The sequence below is a fragment of the Kitasatospora sp. NPDC114501 genome, from assembly GCF_055633695.1.
On record NZ_JBVKDS010000004.1, the window covers coordinates 117,958 to 137,148 of the forward strand.

Below are 19,191 nucleotides of genomic sequence, written 5' to 3' on the forward strand. Positions count from 1 at the left end.
GTCGAAACTTTAGGGGAGACCCGATGAAGAGACGCGCTTTCGCCGCCGCCCTCGGACTGGCCGCGGTCATGGTCGGGACAGCCGCCTGCGGCAGCGGCGGCTCCTCCGCCGGCGGCGGCTCCGGCACGATCCACGTGCTGGTCTACGGGGACGCCAGCAACAAGGTCGAGAAGCAGCTGGTCGACACCTTCAACAAGACGTCGAAGGTCAAGGCCGTCCTCGACACCATCCCCGGCGCGGACTACCAGGCCAAGCTCAACACCGTCATCAACACCCCCCAGGCGCCGGACGTCTTCTTCAACTGGGGCGGCGGCAGCATCCAGTCCTACGTGAAGTCCGACCTGCTGCTCCCGCTGGACGACATGATCGCCGCGGACCCGGCGCTGAAGAGCAGCTTCCTGCCCTCGGTGTTCGACACCGCCGTGATCGACGGCAAGTCCTACGGCATCCCGATGCGCGGCACCCAGCCCGTGCTGCTGTTCCACAACAAGAAGGTGCTGGCCGACGCCGGCCTGAGCGCCCCGAAGACCTGGGACGACCTCCTGAGTGCCGTGCAGGTGCTCAAGTCCAAGGGCGTCACCCCGATCGCCCTCGGCGGCGGCGACCAGTGGCCGACCCTGATGTGGTACGAGTACGTCTTCGACCGCGTCGCGGGCCCCGAGCTGTTCCGGAAGGTGCTGTCCGGCGACAAGAGCGCCTGGGAGAGCGAGGACGCCAGGAAGGCCCTGGGCATGCTCAAGCAGCTGGTCGACGCCGGGGCGTTCGGATCGAACTTCGACTCGGTCAAGTTCACCGACGGCGGCTCCCCGGCCCTCCTGGCCAAGGGCAAGGCGGCCTTCGAGCTGATGGGCTCCTGGGAGTACGCCACCCAGCGGGACGCCAATCCCGACTTCGCCAAGGGCGGCCTCGGGTACGGAACCTTCCCCGCCGTCGCCGGCGGCAAGGGCGACCCGGCCGACCTGGTCGGCAACACCAACAACTTCTACTCGGTGCTGAAGAAGAGCAAGCATCCCGAGGCGGCGGCCGCCTTCCTGAAGCTCATGTACTCCGACGAGTTCGTGAAGGCGCAGCTGGCGATCGGCAACCTGCCGACCACCACCAACACCGAACAGTTCCTCGCCACCTCGGACAGCCCCGACTACTCGAAGTACCAGTACGACCTGGTCAAGGCCGCCCCGTCGTTCCAGCTGTCCTGGGACCAGGCGTACCCGCCGGCCGCCAACACGCCGATCCACACCGCCGTCCAGCAGTTCTTCAACGGCAAGCTCGATGCGGACGGCTTCATCAAGGCCATGCAGGCCTTGCCCGCCTCCTGAGACGGATCGCCATGAGTGCTACCTCCCTAGACCCTCCGGCGATCGGGGCGCGGCCCCGCCGGACCGGCGTAGGGGTGACCCGCCCGGGCCTCGCCTGGGCGCTGCCCGCGACCGTGTTCTTCCTGGTGTTCGCGGTCCTGCCGCTGGTCCTGGTGGCGGTGCTCTCCTTCACCAGCTGGAACGGCGTCGACGCCCCCCGGTTCAACGGCTTCGCCAACTGGACCAAACTGCTGCACGACCCGGTCATGACGCAGAGCGTCGGTCTGACCCTGGTGCTGACCGTGGCCGGGGTGGTCGTGCAGACCCCGGTGAGCATCCTGCTGGGCGTGTGGGCGGCCGGGCACCAACGCAACCGAGCGGTGCTGTCCGCGATCTTCTTCGTGCCGCTGCTGCTGTCCGCGACCGCGGTCTCGGTGGTCTGGCGCGCCATCCTCGACCCCAACTTCGGCGTGCCCTCGCAGCTGGAATGGCTGTTCGGCGACGGCAACCTGATGGGCAGTCAGGGGAGTGCCGTCGCGGTGCTCACCTTCGTCGGCATGTGGCAGTGGACGCCCATGCACGCCCTGCTCTACCAGGGCGGCGCCCGGGCGATCCCGCAGGTGCTCTACCAGGCCGCGTCGATCGACGGCGCGGGCAGGGTGCGGCAGTTCTTCCACATCACCCTGCCGCAGCTGCGCAACACCGTCATCACGTCGGTGATCCTGATGCTGGTCGGCGGCCTCACCACCTTCGACACCGTCCTCATCCTCACCCAGGGCGGCCCCGGCACCGACACCACCAACAGCGCCTACTACATGTACCAACAGGCCTTCAAGAGCTTCGACTTCGGTGCCGGCTCGGCCATCGCCCTGGTCCTCGTGGTGGTCGCCACCCTGATCTCGCTCGCCGTCGTGCGGCTGTCCGGCTACGACAGGATGCGCAGCACCACGGAGGGACTGTGATGCGACGGCGTCCCAACCACCTCGCCGGGCTCGGCTCGCTGGTCTGGCTGGCACTCGTCGGCTTCCCGCTGTACGTGCTGCTGATCGCGACCTTCCGGACCCGGTCCGACTACTCCTCGCAGGGACCGCTCACCTTCCCCGCGCGGCTGACCCTGCAGAACTACGTCGACGACTTCTCCAACGGCTTCGGCCGGGACTTCCTCAACACGCTCCTCGTCACCGTGAGCGTGGTCGCGATCGTGCTGCTCGTGGTGCCCCCGCTCGCCTACGCGATCGTCCGGGCCCGGGGCAGGGCCATCGGGACGGTCTTCCGGGTCTTCCTGCTGGGGCTGGCGATTCCGGCGCAGGCCGTGATCGTGCCGATGTTCTACGTCATCGGCAAGGCCGGCCTCTACGACAACCTGCTCGGCGTCATCCTGCCCACCGCGGCGTTCTGCCTGCCGGTCTGCACGCTGGTGCTCACCGGCGCCATGCGGGACATCACCGGCGAGCTCTACGAGGCGATGGCCATGGACGGCGCCACCCCCTGGCGGGTGTTCTGGCAGCTGGTGCTGCCGCTGTCCAGGGGCGGCCTCTCGTCCGTCGTGGTCTTCTCCGCGTTGCAGGCGTGGAACGGCTTCCTGTTCCCCCTGATCCTCACCCAGTCGGAGGGCACCAAGGTCATCACCCTCGGCCTGTACGAGTTCCAGACCGAGCACGGCGTGAACGTGCCCGGCCTGCTCAGTGCCGTCGTGCTGTCGACGCTCCCCGTATTCATCGTCTACCTGTTCGCCCGCCGTGCCTTGGTCCAAGGCCTGATGGGCGTCGGAGGAAAGTGACCGGCACCATGAACCCGGCCGTCCCGTCCGCTGACCCGACCACCCGCTGGCGCGACCGCGCGCTCAGCCCCGAGGAACGCGCGGACTCCCTGCTCGCCGAGATGACCCTGCCGGAGAAGCTGGCCCAGCTCGTCGGCGTCTGGGTCGGCGCCTCCGACGAGGGCGGCGACGTCGCCCCGCACCAGCACGACATGGAGGAGCCGCCCGCCCTCGACGACCTGCTCCCCTCCGGGCTGGGCCAGCTGACCCGGCCCTTCGGCACGGTGCCGGTCGACCCGGCGCTGGGCGCGCTCTCCCTGGCCCGCAGCCAGCAGCGCATCGCCGCCGCGAACCGGTTCGGCATCCCGGCCCTCGCGCACGAGGAGTGCCTGGCCGGCTTCGCCGCCTGGGGCGCCACCGCCTACCCGGTGCCGCTCTCCTGGGGCGCCACCTTCGACCCGGACCTGATCCGGCGGATGGCCGCGGCCGTCGGCCGCGACATGCGCGCGGTCGGCGTCCACCAGGGCCTCGCCCCGGTCCTCGACGTCGTCCGCGACGCCCGCTGGGGCCGGGTCGAGGAGACCATCGGCGAGGACCCCTACCTGGTCGGCACGGTGGCCACCGCCTACGTGCAGGGCCTGGAGTCGGCGGGGATCGTCGCCACGCTCAAGCACTTCGCCGGGTACTCGGCCTCGCGCGCCGGGCGCAACCTCGCCCCCGTCGGCATGGGTGCGCGGGAGCGTGCCGACGTGATCCTGCCGCCGTTCGAGATGGCGGTGCGCGAGGGCCGGCCCGGTTCGGTCATGCACGCCTACACCGACACCGACGGCGTCCCCTCGGCCGCCGACGAGGCGCTGCTGACCGGGCTGCTGCGCGACACCTGGGGCTTCGAGGGGACCGTGGTCGCCGACTACTTCGGCATCGCCTTCCTCAAGGTGCTGCACGGCGTCGCCGGGGACTGGGCCGAGGCCGCCGCCCTCGCCCTGGCCAGCGGCGTGGACGTGGAACTGCCCACCGTGAAGACCTTCGGGGAGCCGCTGCTGCGCGCCGTCGAGGACGGGACCGTGCCCGAGGCGCTGGTGGACCGGGCGCTGCGCCGGGTGCTGACGCAGAAGGCCCGACTCGGCCTGCTGGACGAGGACTGGGACGCCGTCCCGGCGGCGCTCGCCGGCCGTTCGCTCGACGACCCGGCCGCCCTGCGGGGCTCGGTCGACCTGGACCGCCCGGAGAACCGCGCCCTCGCCCGGGAGATCGCCGAGCAGGCGGTGGTGCTGCTGCGCAACGACGGCACCCTGCCGCTGCGCGGCCCCCGCCGGATCGCGCTGATCGGCCCCAACGCCGACACCCCGACCTCGGTGCTGGGCTGCTACGCCTTCCCGGTGCACGTCGGCAGCCAGCACCCCGGGGTCCCGGTCGGCATCGAACTGCCGACGCTGGGGCAGGCGTTGGCGGCCGAGTTCCCCGGAAGCGAGATCCGCACGGCGGCGGGGGCGAGCGTCGACGGGCCCGACACGTCCGGCTTCGCCGAGGCCGTCGAGGCGGCCCGGCAGGCCGATGTCGTGATCGTCGCCCTCGGGGACCGGGCCGGCCTGTTCGGGCGCGGTACCAGCGGCGAGGGCTGCGACGTCGAGTCCCTGGAACTGCCCGGGGTGCAGCGGCAGTTGCTCGACGCGCTGCTGGACACCGGCAAGCCGGTCGTGCCGGTGCTGCTCGCCGGGCGCCCCTACGCGCTGGGGCGTGCGGCGACCGAGGCGGCGGCCCTGGTGCAGACCTTCTTCCCCGGGGAGGCCGGGACCGAGGCGATCGCCGCCGTGCTCAGCGGCCGGACCAACCCCTCGGGCCGGCTGCCGGTCAGCATCCCGGCCCGGCCTGGCGTGCAGCCCTCCACCTACCTCGCCGCCCGGCTGGCCGGACCCAGCGAGGTGTCCAGCACCGACCCGACCCCCGCGTTCGGGTTCGGGCACGGCATCGGCTACACCACGTTCGCGTGGACCGATCTGGAGGTGGACCGGGCCGCCGCCGCGACCGACGGCGAGCTCGGCCTCGCCTTCACCCTGCGCAACACCGGTGAGCGGAGCGGCAGCGAGACCGTCCAGCTCTACCTGCACGACCCCGTCGCCTCCGTCGTGCAGCCGGTCCTGCGGCTGATCGGCTACCGGCGGCTCACCCTTGACGCGGGTGAGCGGACCCGGATCAGGGTCCGTGTCCCCGCCGACCTCGCGTCCTTCACCGGACGCGACGGCCGACGCATCGTCGAGCCCGGCGAACTGGAGCTGCGGATCGCCGCCTCCAGCACCGACGTCCGGCTCACCGCCACCGTCCGACTGGACGGCCCGGTCCGAGTCCTGGACCACACCCGGCGCCTGCACGCGGACTTCCAGTGCACCTGATCCGCCACCGCGCCAGCCGGCACCGGAACCTTCCTCGCACTCATGGCAATCTCGACGGAGAGGTCCCATGTTCCGAAACCGCTCGTTACCGTCCCGTCTCCTGGGCGTCGTCGCCGCGGTCGGCCTCGCGGTCGGCCTGAGTCTTCAGGCCGCGCCGCAGGCCGCCGCCGCCCCGGCGGCCGCCACCCCGGCCGCCACGCCGGCCGCCACCCCGCAGACCACCGGCTCGCTGACGCAGATCACGAACTTCGGCGCCAACCCGACCGGGCTGCTGATGCACCTGTACGTGCCGAACAGCGTCAGGGCCAACCCCCCGATCCTGCTGGCCCTGCACGGGTGCCAGGGGACGGGGCCCTACCTGTACTCCAGCACCGACTTCGGCTCGCTCGCCGACCGGTACGGCTTCCTCGTCATCTATCCCTCGACGAACCCGAGCGGAAGCTGCTGGGACGTCTCCTCCGATCAGGCGCTGACCCGCAACGGCGGCAGTGACCCGATCGGGCTCAGGTCGATGATCACCTACACGGAGCAGCACTACGGCGGCAACGCCGACGCCGTGTACGTGACCGGCCAGTCGTCGGGCGGGATGATGACCAACGTCATGCTCGCCGACTACCCCGACGTGTTCAAGGCGGGCGCGGCGTTCATGGGGGTGCCCTACCACTGCTTCTACACCGGCTCCGTCCGCGGCTGGAACGCGGACTGTGCCCAGGGCAGGGTGTCCATGACCCCGCAGCAGTGGGGCGGCCTGGTCCGCAACACGGGGTACCCCGGCTACACCGGGCCGCGTCCGCGCGTGCAGCTGTGGCACGGAACCGCCGACACGATCCTGAGCCACAACAACCTCGGTGAGGAGATCAAGGAGTGGACCGACGTCCTCGGCGTGAGCCGGACGCCGTCGGCCACGGACACCCCGACGGCCAACTGGAACCGGACGCGGTACGACAACAGCGCCGGGACCACCCAGGTCGAGGCGTACAGCATCGCCGGGGCCGGACACCAACTGCCGGTCCAGGGGACCGCGATGGCCGCCGAGGCCATCCGCTTCATGGGCCTGGACGCGGCGCCCTCCGGCGGCGGCACGACCGGCGCGCTGCACGCGGTGGACGCGGGCAAGTGCCTGACCGCGGTGAACAACGCGACGCTCGGCACCCAGCAGCAGATCCACGGCTGTAACGGCGGAGCCGACCAGACCTGGACCCGTACGGCGTCGAACCAGCTGACCGTGACCGTCGGCGGCAGCACGCTGTGCCTGGACGCCAGCGCCAAGGGCACCACCGACGGCACCAAGGTGGTCGTCTGGTCCTGCAACGGCCAGCCCAACCAGCAGTGGCGGCTGAACCCGAACGGCACCATCACCGGGGTGCAGTCGGGGCTCTGCCTGGACGTGGCCGGTCTGGCCACCGCCGACGGCACGCCCGTCCAGCTGTGGAGTTGCAGCGGCGGCAGGAACCAGCAGTGGACGCTCGGATGACCGGATGACACCGCGGTCACGGCCGGTCGCGGTGACCCGGTCCGGCCGTGACCGCGCGGTCCGCCCGCCGCACCGTGACGGTGCGGCGGGCGGCCTGGTCCGGGGGTGCTCAGGTGCAGTCGGCGCCGTTCAGGGTGAAGCGGGAGGGTGCCGGGTTGGCGCCGGAGCCCGTCGCCTGGAACCCGAAGCCCGCGCTCGCCCCGGGCGCCAGGGTGCCGTTCCAGCCGGCGTCCCGCGCGCTCACGGCACTGCCGGACTGGGTGATCGCCGCGTTCCACCCGGTCGAGATCCGCTGGTCGCCCGGGAAGCTCCAACCGAGGGTCCAGCCGGAGACGGTGGCGGTGCCGGTGTTCCGTACGGTCACCGTCGCGGTGAACCCGCCGTTCCAGGCGTTGTCGACCTTGTACGCCACCGCGCAGGACGCCGTCGGCGGGGTCGGTGCCGTCCGCCGTTCGGCGGCGAACGCCGCGAGCCAGGCCAGCGAGGCGTTCCAGTTGATCGCCACCTCGTTGGTCGAGTACGAGCCGATGTCGTCGACGTAGCAGGCCGCCGGTGCGCAGCCGGTCAGCTTGGCCTTCGCCACCGGATCCTCCAGGCCCGCGTCCGGGCCGCCCGCGAAGGAGCCGGCCGGCGGGTGCGGCAGTGCGGCGTCGTTCTGGTGCGCCCAGAACCGGTGGTGCTGGTTCTCCGAGGCCCGCTCGCCGTAGCCGCTCACGTAGGAGTGGTCCAGCGCGTTGCGGCCGAGCAGGTAGTCCATTGCCTCCAGGGCGCCGGTCCGGTAGCGCGCGGCCCCGGTCAGCTCGTGGGCGACGGCCAGCACCATCGCGTTGTTGGCGACCGAGCTGTTGGACCCCCAGACGTAGCCGTCGGCGGCGATCGGCACCGCGTAGCCCTGTCCGGCCATGGTGGACAGATGGCTGTCGGCGGCCGCGGTCAGCAGGCCGCGCAGGCGCGTCACGTCGGCGGCGGGCAGGGCCACGCCGGGGACGGTGGCCAGGGTGATCCGGCCGAGCGTCGCGGTGCCGCCCCACCAGAACCCGTCGACCGGCCCGGTGTGGTGCGGGGAGGAGGTGACTGCGTCCCGGTACTGGGACTCGCCGGTGGTGGCGAGGAGTTCGGCCGCGGCCCAGTAGAACTCGTCGGAGACGTCGGCGTCCTCGTACGCTCCGCCGCCGGTGTTGTCGCTCGCCGGGGCGAGGACGCCCGGGTTGGCCCTGGCCGCCGTCCAGGCGCGGCGGGCCGCGTCCAGGCAGCGGGCGGCGAAGGCGGCGTCGTACGGCGCGTACACCCGGGCGCACTGTGCCCCGACGGCGGCCAGGTTGAGCGTGGCGGCGGTCGACGGCTTGTGCAACTCGCGTGGCTGGTCGTCGAGTTCGGGCCGGGTCGGCAGGCCGGTCCACTGGGCGTCGTGCAGCTTGTGGAAGGCCATCCCGGCCATCGGCCGGCCGTCCGGGACCTGCATCCGCAGCAGGAAGTCCAGCTCCCAGCGGGCCTCGTCCAGGACGTCCGGCACCCCGTTGCCGCGCTCGGGAACGCGCAGAGTGGAGTCGCCGAGGGCCGCGTCGGCGCCCGAACGGTGCGCCCGTTCGAAGGAGTTGACCAGCTCCCAGGTCGCGATGCCGCCGTTGACCACGTACTTGCCCTGGTCCCCGGCGTCGTACCAGCCGCCGCGGACGTCCGAGCGGTAGTCGCACACCCCGGCCTGGCACGGCACGCCGGTGTCGCCCTGGTTCGGCGCCACGCCCAGGTGGCCGGCGGGGCGGGCGTACGCGCTGCCGGCCAGGGCCGCGTCGATGGCGATGCCGCTGCGCTGCTGGTAGAAGAACGACAGGCTGTCGGCACGCAGCCCGTCGTACAGCGACGCCGAGATGTCGAACGGGTGGCTCGCGCCGCCGTCCACGACCAGGGTGAAGCCGGTGCCGGTGCCGGTGTATGCGCCGAAGTCCACCAGGTGCGTGGACTGGCCGGACGCCCGGTCGGCGCCGTGCACGGTGGTGGTGCCGGCGGCGACCTGCGCGCCGGAGGCGTCGCGCAGCCGCCAGGGGACCGGGGCTGTCGCGGAGCTGACCACGGTGGCCCGTTTGGGCCCGTCCGGCAGGTAGCCGAGCTGGTTCACGCGGACGGGGAAGTCGGCGGCCGTGGTGGCCGTGGCCGCTGCCGCGGTGGTGGCCGGGGCGAACCCGGCGGCCGTCGACCCGGCGGCGGCCAGGGCCAGACCGGTCAGTACGGCGGCCGCGCGCCGGGGCAGTCGGCGGCCGGGGAGGAGGGGAGGCATGGGTGGGGCCTTCCGTCGGGGGCGGGGAGTCGGGGGCGCGGGAGCATGGACCGTGGGAGCGCTCCCAGTTCCCCCCATGAAGCCAGCCGTCCGCTGGGTGCGTCAAGATGCGGTGCACGAACGGAAGTTGACGGAGCGTCAGATCAGATCGGTCGTCCTCTCGGAACCGGTGGTGACGGACTGTCGGACGGGACTGCCGGGCGCTGCCGGGGCTGGTCAAGATTGGATAACGGGCTGCGGCGAATCTTGTCGAGTCGAATGTTAGCGCTAACAATCGAGCGATCGACGATCCCGAGAGGAAGTCCCCCCATGTCCAAGAGAGTTGCGGCGGCCCTGGTCGCCGGCACGATGGTCGCCCTCCTCGCCGCCTGTGGTTCCGGCGGCGGAGGCTCTGCCGGCAAGGCCTCCGGCGGCAAGCTCGTCGTGGGCTTCTCGCAGGTGGGCGCGGAGAGCGGGTGGCGCACCGCCAACACCAAGTCGATCCAGGAGGCGGCGAAGAAGGCCGGGATCGAGCTGAAGTTCTCCGACGCGCAGCAGAAGCAGGAGAACCAGATCAAGGCGATCCGCTCGTTCATCCAGCAGAAGGTCGACGTGATCGCCTTCTCGCCGGTGGTGGAGTCGGGTTGGGACACCGTGCTCAAGGAGGCCAAGGACGCGCACATCCCGGTCGTCCTGACCGACCGCGCGGTGAACTCCAAGGACGAGTCGCTCTACGCCTCCTTCCTCGGCTCGGACTTCGTCGAGGAGGGCAAGGCGGCCGGCGACTGGCTGGTCAAGGAGTACGCGGCCGGCGACGGCGACGTGAACATCGTCCAGCTGGAGGGCACCACCGGATCGGCGCCGGCCAACGACCGCAAGTCCGGCTTCATGGACGCCGTGAAGGGGCAGCCCCGGTTCAAGGTGGTCGCCTCGCAGACCGGCGACTTCACCCGCGCCAAGGGCAAGGAGGTCATGCAGGCCTTCCTGAAGTCCCAGCCGAAGATCGACGTGCTGTACGCGCACAACGACGACATGGCGCTCGGCGCGATCCAGGCGATCGAGGAGGCCGGCAAGAAGCCCGGCACCGACATCAAGATCGTCTCCGTGGACGGCGTCAAGGACGCCTTCACTGCGATGAGCCAGGGCAAGATCAACTACGACGTCGAGTGCAACCCGCTCCTCGGCGACCAGCTGATGGACCTGGTGAAGAAGGTCAAGGCGGGTGAGCAGGTGCCCCGGCGGATCAAGACCGAGGAGGGCACCTTCACCCCCGAGCAGGCCACCGCGGCCCTGCCGAACCGCCAGTACTGACCGCCCGATCCGTGCGGGGCCGCTCCCGCGGGCCGACCCCGCACGGCCCCGCACGGCCCGGAGCGGACCGCCCGAGGGCGGTCCGCGCTCCGGGAGACACGAAAGGAGAACCGGGGTGCGGCAGCAACCGGTCCTGGAAGTCCGGGGGCTCCGAAAGGAGTTCCCCGGGGTGGTGGCGCTGGACGGAGTCGACTTCCGGCTCTTCCCCGGCGAGGTGCACGCCCTCATGGGGGAGAACGGCGCCGGCAAGTCCACGCTGATCAAGGTGCTCACCGGAGTCCACCCGGTCGACGGCGGCGAGGTGCTGCTCGCCGGCCGACCGGTGCGGATCTCCGGACCGGCGCAGGCCCAGCAGGCCGGCATCAGCACGGTCTACCAGGAGGTGAACCTCTGCCCGAACCTGTCGGTCGCGGAGAACGTCCTCATCGGGCGGGAACCCCGCCGGTTCGGCCTGATCGACTGGGCCGCGATGCGCCGCCGGGCCGCCGAACTGGTCCGCGAACTGGAACTGGACATCGACGTCAGCGCGCCGCTGAACAGCTACTCCATCGCCGTCCAGCAACTCGTGGCCATCGTCCGCGCGGTCCACGTCTCCGCCAAGGTGCTGATCCTGGACGAACCCACCTCCAGCCTCGACCGCGACGAGGTCCGCCAACTCTTCACCGTGATGCGCCGCTTGCGCGACCAGGGCGTCGCCATCCTGTTCGTCTCGCACTTCCTCGACCAGGTCTACGAGATCTGCGACCGGATGACCGTGCTGCGCAACGGACGGCTCGAGGGCGAGTACCTGACCAGCGAGCTGGACCAGACCCGGCTGGTCTCCCGGATGATCGGCGCCGAGCTCGCCGGACTCGACCGGCTCGGCGGCGGCGAGCGGCGCGAACGCACCGCTCCGGCCACCGCGGCGGTGTTCCTGCAAGCCGAGGGGCTGACCCGGCGGGGCGCCGTCGAACCGTACGACCTGGCCGTCCGGTCGGGCGAAGTGGTCGGACTGGCCGGGCTGCTGGGCTCCGGCCGGACCGAGGCGGCCCGGCTGCTGTTCGGCGCCGACCGGAGCGACGGCGGCACCCTGCGGATCGAGGGCGCCGGAACCGTACTGCGCGGGCCGCGCGACGCGATCGCCCACGGCATCGCGTTCTGCTCGGAGAACCGCAGGACCGAGGGCCTGGTCGGCGAACTGACCGTCCGGGAGAACATCGTGCTGGCGCTACAGGCGGCCCGGGGCTGGACCCGTCCGCTGTCCCGCACCGCGCAGGACGCGCTGGCGCTGCGCTGGATCCGCGCCCTGGACATCCGCCCCGGCGACCCCGAGGCGCTGGTGCGCAACCTCAGCGGCGGCAACCAGCAGAAGGTGCTGCTCGCCCGCTGGCTGATCACCGACCCCAAGCTGCTGATCCTGGACGAGCCGACCCGCGGCATCGACATCGGGGCGAAGGCCGAGATCCAGAAGCTGGTGGCGAACCTCGCCGAGGACGGGATGGCGGTGCTCTTCATCTCCGCGGAACTGGAGGAGGTGCTGCGGCTCAGCCACCGGGTCGGCGTGCTGCGCGACCACCGGATGGTCGCCCAGCTGGACAACGACGGCGGGCTCACCCCGGAGCGCGTCATGGCCGCCATCGCGAGCGGAGCGGAGCGATGAGCGCGGCAACGGCGGCGAGCCCGGTCAAGGCGGTGACCCGGTACCGGCTGTTCTGGCCGGCCGCGGTGCTGGTCGTGCTCCTGGTCGCCAACCTCGCCTTCACCCCCGACTTCTTCGCCGTCCACCTGCGGGACGGCCACCTCTACGGCTCCCTGGTCGACATCCTGCACTTCGGCGCCCCGCTGATCCTGGTCTCCCTGGGCATGACCCTGGTGATCGCCACCGGCGGCATCGACCTGTCGGTCGGCTCGACCGTCGCGATCTCCGGGGCCCTGGCCTGCCTGCACATCAGCCGGTCCGCCGACCCGGGCAGCGTCGGCACCGTGCTGACCGCCGCCGGTTACGCCCTCGGCACCGCCCTGGTGCTCGGCCTCGTCAACGGCGTCCTGGTGGCCAGGGCCGGTGTCCAGCCGATCATCGCCACCCTGATCCTGATGGTCGCCGGGCGCGGGCTGGCCCAGCTGATCACCGACGGCCAGATCATCACCGTCACCAGCGAGCCGTACAAGCTGATCGGCGGCGGCTACTGGCTGACCGTGCCGTTCGCGATCCTGCTCGCCGGCCTGGTCGCCCTGCTCACCGCGCTGCTCACCCGCTCCACCGCGCTCGGCCTGCTGCTGGAGTCGGTCGGCGGCAACCCGGTCGCCAGCCGGCTGGTCGGCATCCGGGCGACCCGCCTGGTCGGTCTGGTGTACGTGTTCAGCGCGCTGTGCGCGGCGGTCGCCGGACTGATGGTCTCCTCCAACGTCTCGGCGGCGGACGGGAACAACGCCGGCCTGTGGATCGAACTCGACGCCATCCTCGCCGTGGTGCTCGGCGGGACCTCGCTCAACGGCGGCCGGTTCTCGATCGGCGGCACCGTCCTCGGCGCGCTGATCATCCAGACCCTCTCCACCACCGTCTACACCATCGGCATCCCGCCGGAGACCACCCTGGTGTTCAAGGCGTTCGTGGTGATCACCGTGTGCCTGGTCCAGTCGCCCGCCTTCCGGGCCAAGCTCGCCGGCCGCGGCGCCCGGTCCCGGCACACCGCCCGGTCGCACCCCGCGGCCCCCACCAACCGGGAGGTCGGCGAATGAACGCCAACACCCACGCGCTGTCCGCCCGGCTCCGCCGGCAGGTCCCGCTGCTGGTCACCGCCGTGCTGCTGGTGTCGATGTTCGGCGTCGGCTCGGTGGAGTACGACGGCTTCCTCTCCGGCCAGGTCGTGCTCAACCTGCTGATCGACAACGCGTTCCTGCTGGTCGTCGCGGTCGGCATGACGTTCGTCGTGCTGACCGGCGGCATTGACCTGTCGGTCGGCGCGGTGGTCGCGCTGTCCACCGTGGTCTCCGCCTGGCTGGTCGAACAGCACGGCTGGCCACCGCTGCTGGTCATCCCGCTGGTCCTGCTGATGGGCACCGGCGGCGGCTGGCTGATGGGCTGGGTCATCCACGTCTTCGAGATCCAGCCGTTCATCGTCACCCTGGCCGGCATGTTCCTGGCGCGCGGCCTGTGCTACACGATCAGCATCGACTCGATCTCCATCACCGACCCGCAGTACACCGCCATGGCGCAGACCCGGATCCCGCTCGGCAGTCTGTTCGTCTCACCGAGCGCGGTGATCGCCCTGCTGGTGGTCGCCGTCGGATTCGTGGTCCTCCACTACACCCGGCTCGGCCGCGACGTGTACGCGCTCGGCGGCAGCGAGCAGTCCGCCCTGCTGATGGGCCTGCCGGTGCAGCGCACCAAGACCACCGTGTACGCGATCAGCGGCTTCTGCTCCGCGCTCGGCGGTGTGCTGCTCACCTTCTACATGCTCTCCGGCTACGGCCTGCACGCGGTCGGCCTGGAACTCGACGCGATCGCCGCGGTCGTCATCGGCGGCACCCTGCTCACCGGCGGCTCCGGTTACCTGCTCGGCACCGTGCTCGGGGTGCTGGTGCTCGGACTGATCCAGACCGTGATCAGCTTCCAGGGCACCCTCAGCTCCTGGTGGACCCGGATCGTCATCGGCGCCCTGCTGTTCGTCTTCATCGTGCTGCAGCGCCTGATCACCGCCCGCCGGCGCTGACCGCCGGGCACGGTCGTCATCCGCCCCGGCTCCGGCCCCGCGCACGCCTGCGGAGCCGGGGCCGGGGCGGCGGCCGGTCACCCCTTCAGGGCGCCCTGGGTGATGCCGCCGACGATCTGGCGGCCGAAGACGGTGAAGACCAGGAGCAGCGGCGCGGTGCCGACGAGCGCGCCGGCGGTGATGACGGACCAGTCGGTGGACCAGCCGGTGCCGAGCCCGGCGAGGGCGACCTGGACGGTGGGATTCGTGGCGCCGTTCATGGCGATGACGGGCCACAGGAAGTCGTTCCAGGACTGGACGAAGACGAGCATCCCCAGGACGGCCATGGCGGGCCGGGCGACCGGAAGGACGACGTGCCAGACGACCCGCAGCGAGTGCGCGCCGTCGACCCGGGCCGCCTCCAGCAGTTCGGTGGGCAGGGCCTGGGTGAGGTACTGGCGCATGAAGAAGACGCCGAAGGCGGTCACCAGGGAGGGCAGGACGAGCGCGCCGAGATGGTTGCCGAGCCCCAGGTGCCGCATCAGGATGAACAGCGGCACGACGCTGACCTGGGCGGGCACCGCCATGGTGGCGACGACGAGGGACAGCAGCGCCCCGCGGCCGCGGAAGCGCAGCTTGGCGAACGCGAAGCCGGCCAGAACGGAGAACGCCACCGTGCTGAGCGCGACGGTGCCGGCGACCAGGGTGGAGTTGAGCAGCGCGACGCCCATGCCGCGCGCTCCGGCGTTGTCCCACACGTAGCCGATGTTGTGGAACAGGTTGGATCCGGGCAGGAGCGGCGGGGGCGTGGAGACCACCCGGTGGCTGTCGGTCGACGCCGCCACGAGCGTCCAGTACAGCGGGAACAGCGAGACGAGGGCGGCCACGACCAGCGCCACCAGGGCGAACGGCCCGGCCCGGTGCTGGTCGCCCGCGCCCGGGGAGCGCAGCCGGCTCCGGCGCCCGGTGGCCCGCCGCGCGGTGGCGGAGTCGGGGGCGGGGATGGTGGTCATGGAGTCGTCCTTCCCGGTCACTTGGCGGCGCGCAGGCGGCGGGCGATCAGCGTGTTGGCCAGGCCGACCAGCAGGAGCAGCCCGAACATCAGCCAGGCGATGGCCGAGGCGCGTCCGAGCAGGCTGTAGTGGAAGCCCTGGTCGTACATGAGGATGCCGAGGGTCTCGTACTGGTGGTCGGTGCCGCCCTGGTGGCCGCTCTGCCCGCCGAACAGATAGGGCTCGCCGAAGAGTTGGGTCGATCCGATGAACGAGACGACGACGGTGAACAGGATGGTCGGGCGCAGTTCGGGGATCGTGACGTGGCGGAACTGCTGCCAGCGGTTGGCTCCGTCGATCGCGGCGGCCTCGTACAGCTCGCGGGGGACGGCCTGCATCGCGGCGAGGTAGATCAGCGCGTTGTAGCCGGTCCAGCGCCAGATGACGATCACCGAGACGGCGAGCTGGGAGCTCCAGGTGCCGGACTCCCAGCGGACCGGCCCGAGGTCCACCAGGCCGAGCAGCCAGTTGGCCATGCCGCCCTCGGGACTGAAGATCAGCGCGAAGACGAGCGTGGCGGCCGCCACCGACGTCGCGTACGGCGCGAGCAGCGCGGTGCGGAAGAAACCACGGGCCGGCAGGCGGTAGTTGAGCAGGTGGGCGAGGCCGAGCGCGATCAGCAGCTGCGGGACGGTGGACAGCACGCCGAGGCTGACCGTGTTGCGCAGGGCGTTCCAGAAGAGGTCGCTCGCCGGCCCGAACAGCAGGTCACGGTAGTTCTGGAGACCGACCCAGTCGGTCTGGTCCACGTTGTACAGGCTGACCTGGTGCAGGGACAGCCAGCCGGTGTAGACGAGCGGGAAGAGCCCGAAGACCGCGAACACCACGAAGAAGGGCGCGACGAACACGTAGGGCGAGCCGGCGTGGTCCCAGCGGTGCAGCCGGCGGCGCAGGCCGGTCGGCGCCGCGCGGCGCTCCGGGGGGCTCGGGGCGGGTGGGTCGGCCGGGTCTCTTCGGGGGGTGCGGGTCGGGGTGGCCACAGGTTCCTCCGTGCCGGGTCGACGGCCGGCTGGGGTCGTCGCGTCGTTTCTGGACAGGGATCGGTCGGTCTCGGCTGTTCGTGGGTGGCGGCCGTACGGACCGCGCGGGGGAGCGGCGGCCGTACGGACCGCGCGGGGGAGCGGCGGCCGTACGGACCGCGCGGGGGAGGGTGCCACGCGGTCCGTACGGCCCGGGCCCCGCGGTTACTGCACGGTGCTCGCGAGCTGCTTGACGGTGGCGGCCCAGGCCTCCTCGGGGCTCTGGTGGTTCTGCTCCATCAGCTGCACGCCGTTGCCGAACGCCCCGTGGAAGTCACCGTGGTGCGGCCCCGTTTCGGCCGGCTGGATGGCCTTGGCGGCGGTGGAGAAGATCCGACCGGTGGGGGCGTTCGGGCCGATGTACGGGTTGGTGAAGTCCGTGACGCCCGGAAGCGTGTACGCCTTCTGGTTGGAGGGGATGTTCCCGACCTTCTGGAAGACCTTGGCCTGCTGCTCGGGCGCGGTGAGCCAGACGGCCAGCGCCTGGGCCTGGGCGACGTGCTTGCCGGAGGCCGGCACAGTCAGGAACGAGCCGCCCCAGTTCCCGGCGGCGGGGGCCTGGGCGACGTTCCACTTCCCGGCGTTGCCGGGGCCGGAGTACTTCTCGATGTTGGCCTGCTGCCAGGACGGGCAGACGGTGGTGGCGAACGTGGAGTTGGAGAAGGCGGTCTGCCAGGGGGTGTCGAATTCCTTGAGCCCCTGGGTGATGCCGGCCTGGACCGCGTCGGAGGCCAGCTTCCAGCCGTTCCGCACCCCGGCGGAGCCCTGGTAGTCGGCCTTGCCGTTCTTGTAGTACTGCTCGGTGTTGGAGGAGACCACGCCGTTGTACAGGCCGGTGGCGGTGTCCATGAAGAAGGTCCCCTTGGGGGCGTTGGCCTGGTACCGGCGGCCGGCCTCGACGTACTTCGCCCAGTCGCCCGCCCACAGGGCGCTGACCGCGGCGGGGTCGCCGGGCAGGCCCGCCGCCTCGAAGAGGTCCTGGCGGTAGCAGATCGCCATCGGGCCGACGTCCGTGCCGAGGCCGACGGTCTTGCCCTGGGCGGTGGTCGCCTGCTTCCACTTCCACGGCAGGTAGGCGTCCTTGTCGACGCCCTGGGCCTTCGACAGATCGGTGAAGGCGGCGCTGAGTTGGTCGGAGGCGGCGAGCGCGATCCGGCTCACCTCGAGGGCCTGGATGTCGTCGAGCCCGCCGCCCGACAGCCGGGTCTGCAACGCCGTCCAGTAGTCGCCCTCCACCGTGGTGGCGTTCTCCTTGACGGTGATGTTCGGGTGCGCCTTCATGTACTCGTCGAAGAGCCCGGCGTCCTTGTAGCCGAAGGTGCCGAAGTCGCCCACGGTGAGCGTGATCTTCGCGTTCGGGTCGTCCGAGCCGGACCCTCCGGAGGAGCATCCGGTGACCAGGGCCGCGGTGACGACGGCGGCCGACAGGAGGGCGGGGGCTCTGCGGGAACGGCTGCGCAGGAACATGGGGTTCTCCAGGGACGGTAGCGGGACGCGCGGGGTGGGCCGCGCTCGCGACGCCGGAAGCGGAGCCGCGAGCGGTCGTGAAGGGGTGCGTGGGGAGGCGCAAGGGGCCGGGGTGGACTCGCGCTGACGGCCCCGGGAGCGTCGGCCGAGGCGTGGGAGCGCTCCCAAACGGGAACCCTGCTCCCTCGGAGACGGACTGTCAAGAGGTGTGACAGCAGGGGAGTTCGGGTCCGTGCGCCGGTCACGCGCGGGGCGGATCGCCGGCGGTGCCGGCCGGCGGTCGGGACACGGGTTCGCGGACCGTCAGGCGGCCGGGGGCGCGGACTCGCGGACGGTCAGGCGGGTGGGCAGGACGAGGGGGCTCGGGTCCTGGCCGTCGAGGACGGCCACCAGCATCCGGGCCATCTCCAGTCCGAGCGCGCGCACCGGCTGGTGCACGGTCGTCAGCGGCGGATCGGCGTACAGGGCGCCGGCGAGGTCGTCGAAGCCGACGACCGCGACGTCCTCGGGCACCCGCCGGCCGTGTCGGCGCAGGGCCCGCAGCGCTCCCAGCGCCATGCCGTCGTTGGCCGCGAACACCGCGTCGAGGTCCGGACGGTCCGCGAGCAGCCGCTCCATCGCGGCCTCGCCACCGGCCCGGGTGAAGCCGCCGGCGGCCACGCCGGCGTCGGACCGGCCGGCCAGGACGAGTGCCTCGCGGAAGCCCTGTTCGCGGGCGACGGCGGCCTGGAGGTCGACCTGTCCGGTGATCATCGCGATGTTCCGGCGGCCGCCGCGCACCAGGTGCTCGACGGCCAGCCGCGCGCCGCCCCGGTTGTCCGGATCCACGTACCACCGGGGCGTGCCCGCCAGGGGCAGGCCGCCGAAGACCACGGGCAGGTTCGTCTCCTCGGCCAGCCGGCCCAGGGGGTCGTCGCCGCGCACCGCCATCAGCATCACGCCGTCCGCCCGGTGGGAGCTCAGGACCCGCTCCAGGCGCTCCTTGCCGCGGGGGGTGTCGGCCAGCAGCAGGACCAGTTCGAGGTCCGTCCGGTCGAGGTAGGAGCTGACGCCCACCGTCACCTCGGCGAAGAACGGGTCGGCGAACAGGCCGGGCTCGTCGCTGGACACCGCCAGCACGACCGCACCCGCGCGCCGGGTCGCCAGCGCCCGGGCGGTCGGGTTCGGCGTGTAGTCGAGCTCGCGGACCGCCCGCTCCACCGCGGCACGCTTGGCGGCGCTCACGTGCGGCACGTTGTTGATCACCCGGGACGCCGCGGTGCGGGAGACACCGGCCCGGGCGGCGACCTCGTCCAGCGTCGGCCGGCGTCGTGGAGACGTCCCCATCGTGATCGCCGATCCTCCCCGTGCCGCCGGTGCCTGCTCCGGACCATGGTTCCACGGACGGGCCGGGCCGTCGGGCGAATCGGGCCGAACCCGCTAGCCCCACCGACTGGAAGCGCTTCCAGATCGTGCGGCGAACGGCCCCGTCTCCACCCGGAACCGGCGGGCCGGCCACC

The 19,191-nt window shown here is 71.9% G+C and carries 14 protein-coding genes; 9 read left to right on the forward strand and 5 right to left on the reverse strand.

Features of this window, described 5'->3' with window-relative positions:
• Positions 1–23: 23 nt before the first annotated feature.
• The 5 genes from ACZ7RU_RS09720 to ACZ7RU_RS09740 all read left to right on the forward strand — a co-directional run bounded on the left by ACZ7RU_RS09720 (position 24) and on the right by ACZ7RU_RS09740 (position 6,918).
• Positions 24–1,316 (forward strand): ABC transporter substrate-binding protein, encoded by a 1,293-nt coding sequence (locus ACZ7RU_RS09720; RefSeq protein WP_470340335.1) that lies wholly within the window; start codon positions 24–26, stop codon positions 1,314–1,316.
• Positions 1,317–1,327: 11 nt separating this feature from the next.
• Positions 1,328–2,257 carry a carbohydrate ABC transporter permease gene (locus tag ACZ7RU_RS09725; protein WP_470340336.1) on the forward strand — a complete coding sequence of 310 codons (930 nt, stop codon included), beginning with the start codon at positions 1,328–1,330 and terminating at the stop codon, positions 2,255–2,257.
• A complete protein-coding gene (locus tag ACZ7RU_RS09730) occupies positions 2,257–3,075 on the forward strand; it encodes a carbohydrate ABC transporter permease (RefSeq protein WP_470340337.1) in 819 nt (272 codons plus the stop codon). The genes ACZ7RU_RS09725 and ACZ7RU_RS09730 overlap by 1 nt, the downstream gene beginning before the upstream one ends.
• 8 nt (positions 3,076–3,083) lie before the next feature.
• Positions 3,084–5,444, forward strand: coding sequence for a beta-xylosidase/alpha-l-arabinosidase (locus ACZ7RU_RS09735; protein ID WP_470340587.1), 2,361 nt, complete (start codon positions 3,084–3,086; stop codon positions 5,442–5,444).
• Between the two features lie 67 nt (positions 5,445–5,511).
• Positions 5,512–6,918, forward strand: a complete 1,407-nt coding sequence (locus tag ACZ7RU_RS09740; RefSeq protein ID WP_470340338.1) for an extracellular catalytic domain type 1 short-chain-length polyhydroxyalkanoate depolymerase — start codon at positions 5,512–5,514, stop codon at positions 6,916–6,918.
• A 109-nt stretch (positions 6,919–7,027) separates the two neighbouring features.
• Here ACZ7RU_RS09740 and ACZ7RU_RS09745 read toward each other — a convergent pair whose 3' ends face one another.
• The gene (locus tag ACZ7RU_RS09745) at positions 7,028–9,193 is read right to left on the reverse strand and encodes a glycoside hydrolase family 9 protein (protein ID WP_470340339.1); all 2,166 of its coding nucleotides are present in this window, start codon (positions 9,191–9,193) and stop codon (positions 7,028–7,030) included.
• A 309-nt stretch (positions 9,194–9,502) separates the two neighbouring features.
• Here ACZ7RU_RS09745 and ACZ7RU_RS09750 point away from each other — a divergent pair, with 309 nt between their 5' ends.
• The 4 genes from ACZ7RU_RS09750 to yjfF all read left to right on the forward strand — a co-directional run bounded on the left by ACZ7RU_RS09750 (position 9,503) and on the right by yjfF (position 14,175).
• On the forward strand, positions 9,503–10,483 hold the full coding sequence (locus ACZ7RU_RS09750; RefSeq protein ID WP_470340340.1) for an ABC transporter substrate-binding protein: 981 nt from the start codon (positions 9,503–9,505) through the stop codon (positions 10,481–10,483).
• Positions 10,484–10,598: 115 nt separating this feature from the next.
• Positions 10,599–12,122, forward strand: coding sequence for a sugar ABC transporter ATP-binding protein (locus tag ACZ7RU_RS09755; protein ID WP_470340341.1), 1,524 nt, complete (start codon positions 10,599–10,601; stop codon positions 12,120–12,122).
• Positions 12,119–13,201: an ABC transporter permease gene (locus tag ACZ7RU_RS09760; RefSeq protein WP_470340342.1), complete on the forward strand. Its 1,083-nt coding sequence runs from the start codon at positions 12,119–12,121 to the stop codon at positions 13,199–13,201. Before ACZ7RU_RS09755 ends, ACZ7RU_RS09760 begins: the two co-directional genes overlap by 4 nt.
• Positions 13,198–14,175: a galactofuranose ABC transporter, permease protein YjfF gene (gene yjfF / locus ACZ7RU_RS09765; RefSeq protein WP_470340343.1), complete on the forward strand. Its 978-nt coding sequence runs from the start codon at positions 13,198–13,200 to the stop codon at positions 14,173–14,175. The genes ACZ7RU_RS09760 and yjfF overlap by 4 nt, the downstream gene beginning before the upstream one ends.
• A gap of 77 nt (positions 14,176–14,252) precedes the next feature.
• On the opposite strand, the gene ACZ7RU_RS09770 is transcribed toward yjfF, so the two are convergent.
• The 4 genes from ACZ7RU_RS09770 to ACZ7RU_RS09785 form a co-directional block, all read right to left on the reverse strand.
• Complete coding sequence (locus ACZ7RU_RS09770; protein WP_470340344.1) at positions 14,253–15,167, reverse strand: carbohydrate ABC transporter permease; 915 nt, start codon at positions 15,165–15,167, stop codon at positions 14,253–14,255.
• Between the two features lie 17 nt (positions 15,168–15,184).
• Positions 15,185–16,186: a carbohydrate ABC transporter permease gene (locus ACZ7RU_RS09775; protein WP_470340345.1), complete on the reverse strand. Its 1,002-nt coding sequence runs from the start codon at positions 16,184–16,186 to the stop codon at positions 15,185–15,187.
• Positions 16,187–16,390: 204 nt separating this feature from the next.
• Positions 16,391–17,692 carry an ABC transporter substrate-binding protein gene (locus tag ACZ7RU_RS09780; RefSeq protein ID WP_470340346.1) on the reverse strand — a complete coding sequence of 434 codons (1,302 nt, stop codon included), beginning with the start codon at positions 17,690–17,692 and terminating at the stop codon, positions 16,391–16,393.
• Positions 17,693–17,995: 303 nt separating this feature from the next.
• A complete protein-coding gene (locus tag ACZ7RU_RS09785) occupies positions 17,996–19,018 on the reverse strand; it encodes a LacI family DNA-binding transcriptional regulator (protein WP_470340347.1) in 1,023 nt (340 codons plus the stop codon).
• Positions 19,019–19,191 lie beyond the last annotated feature (173 nt).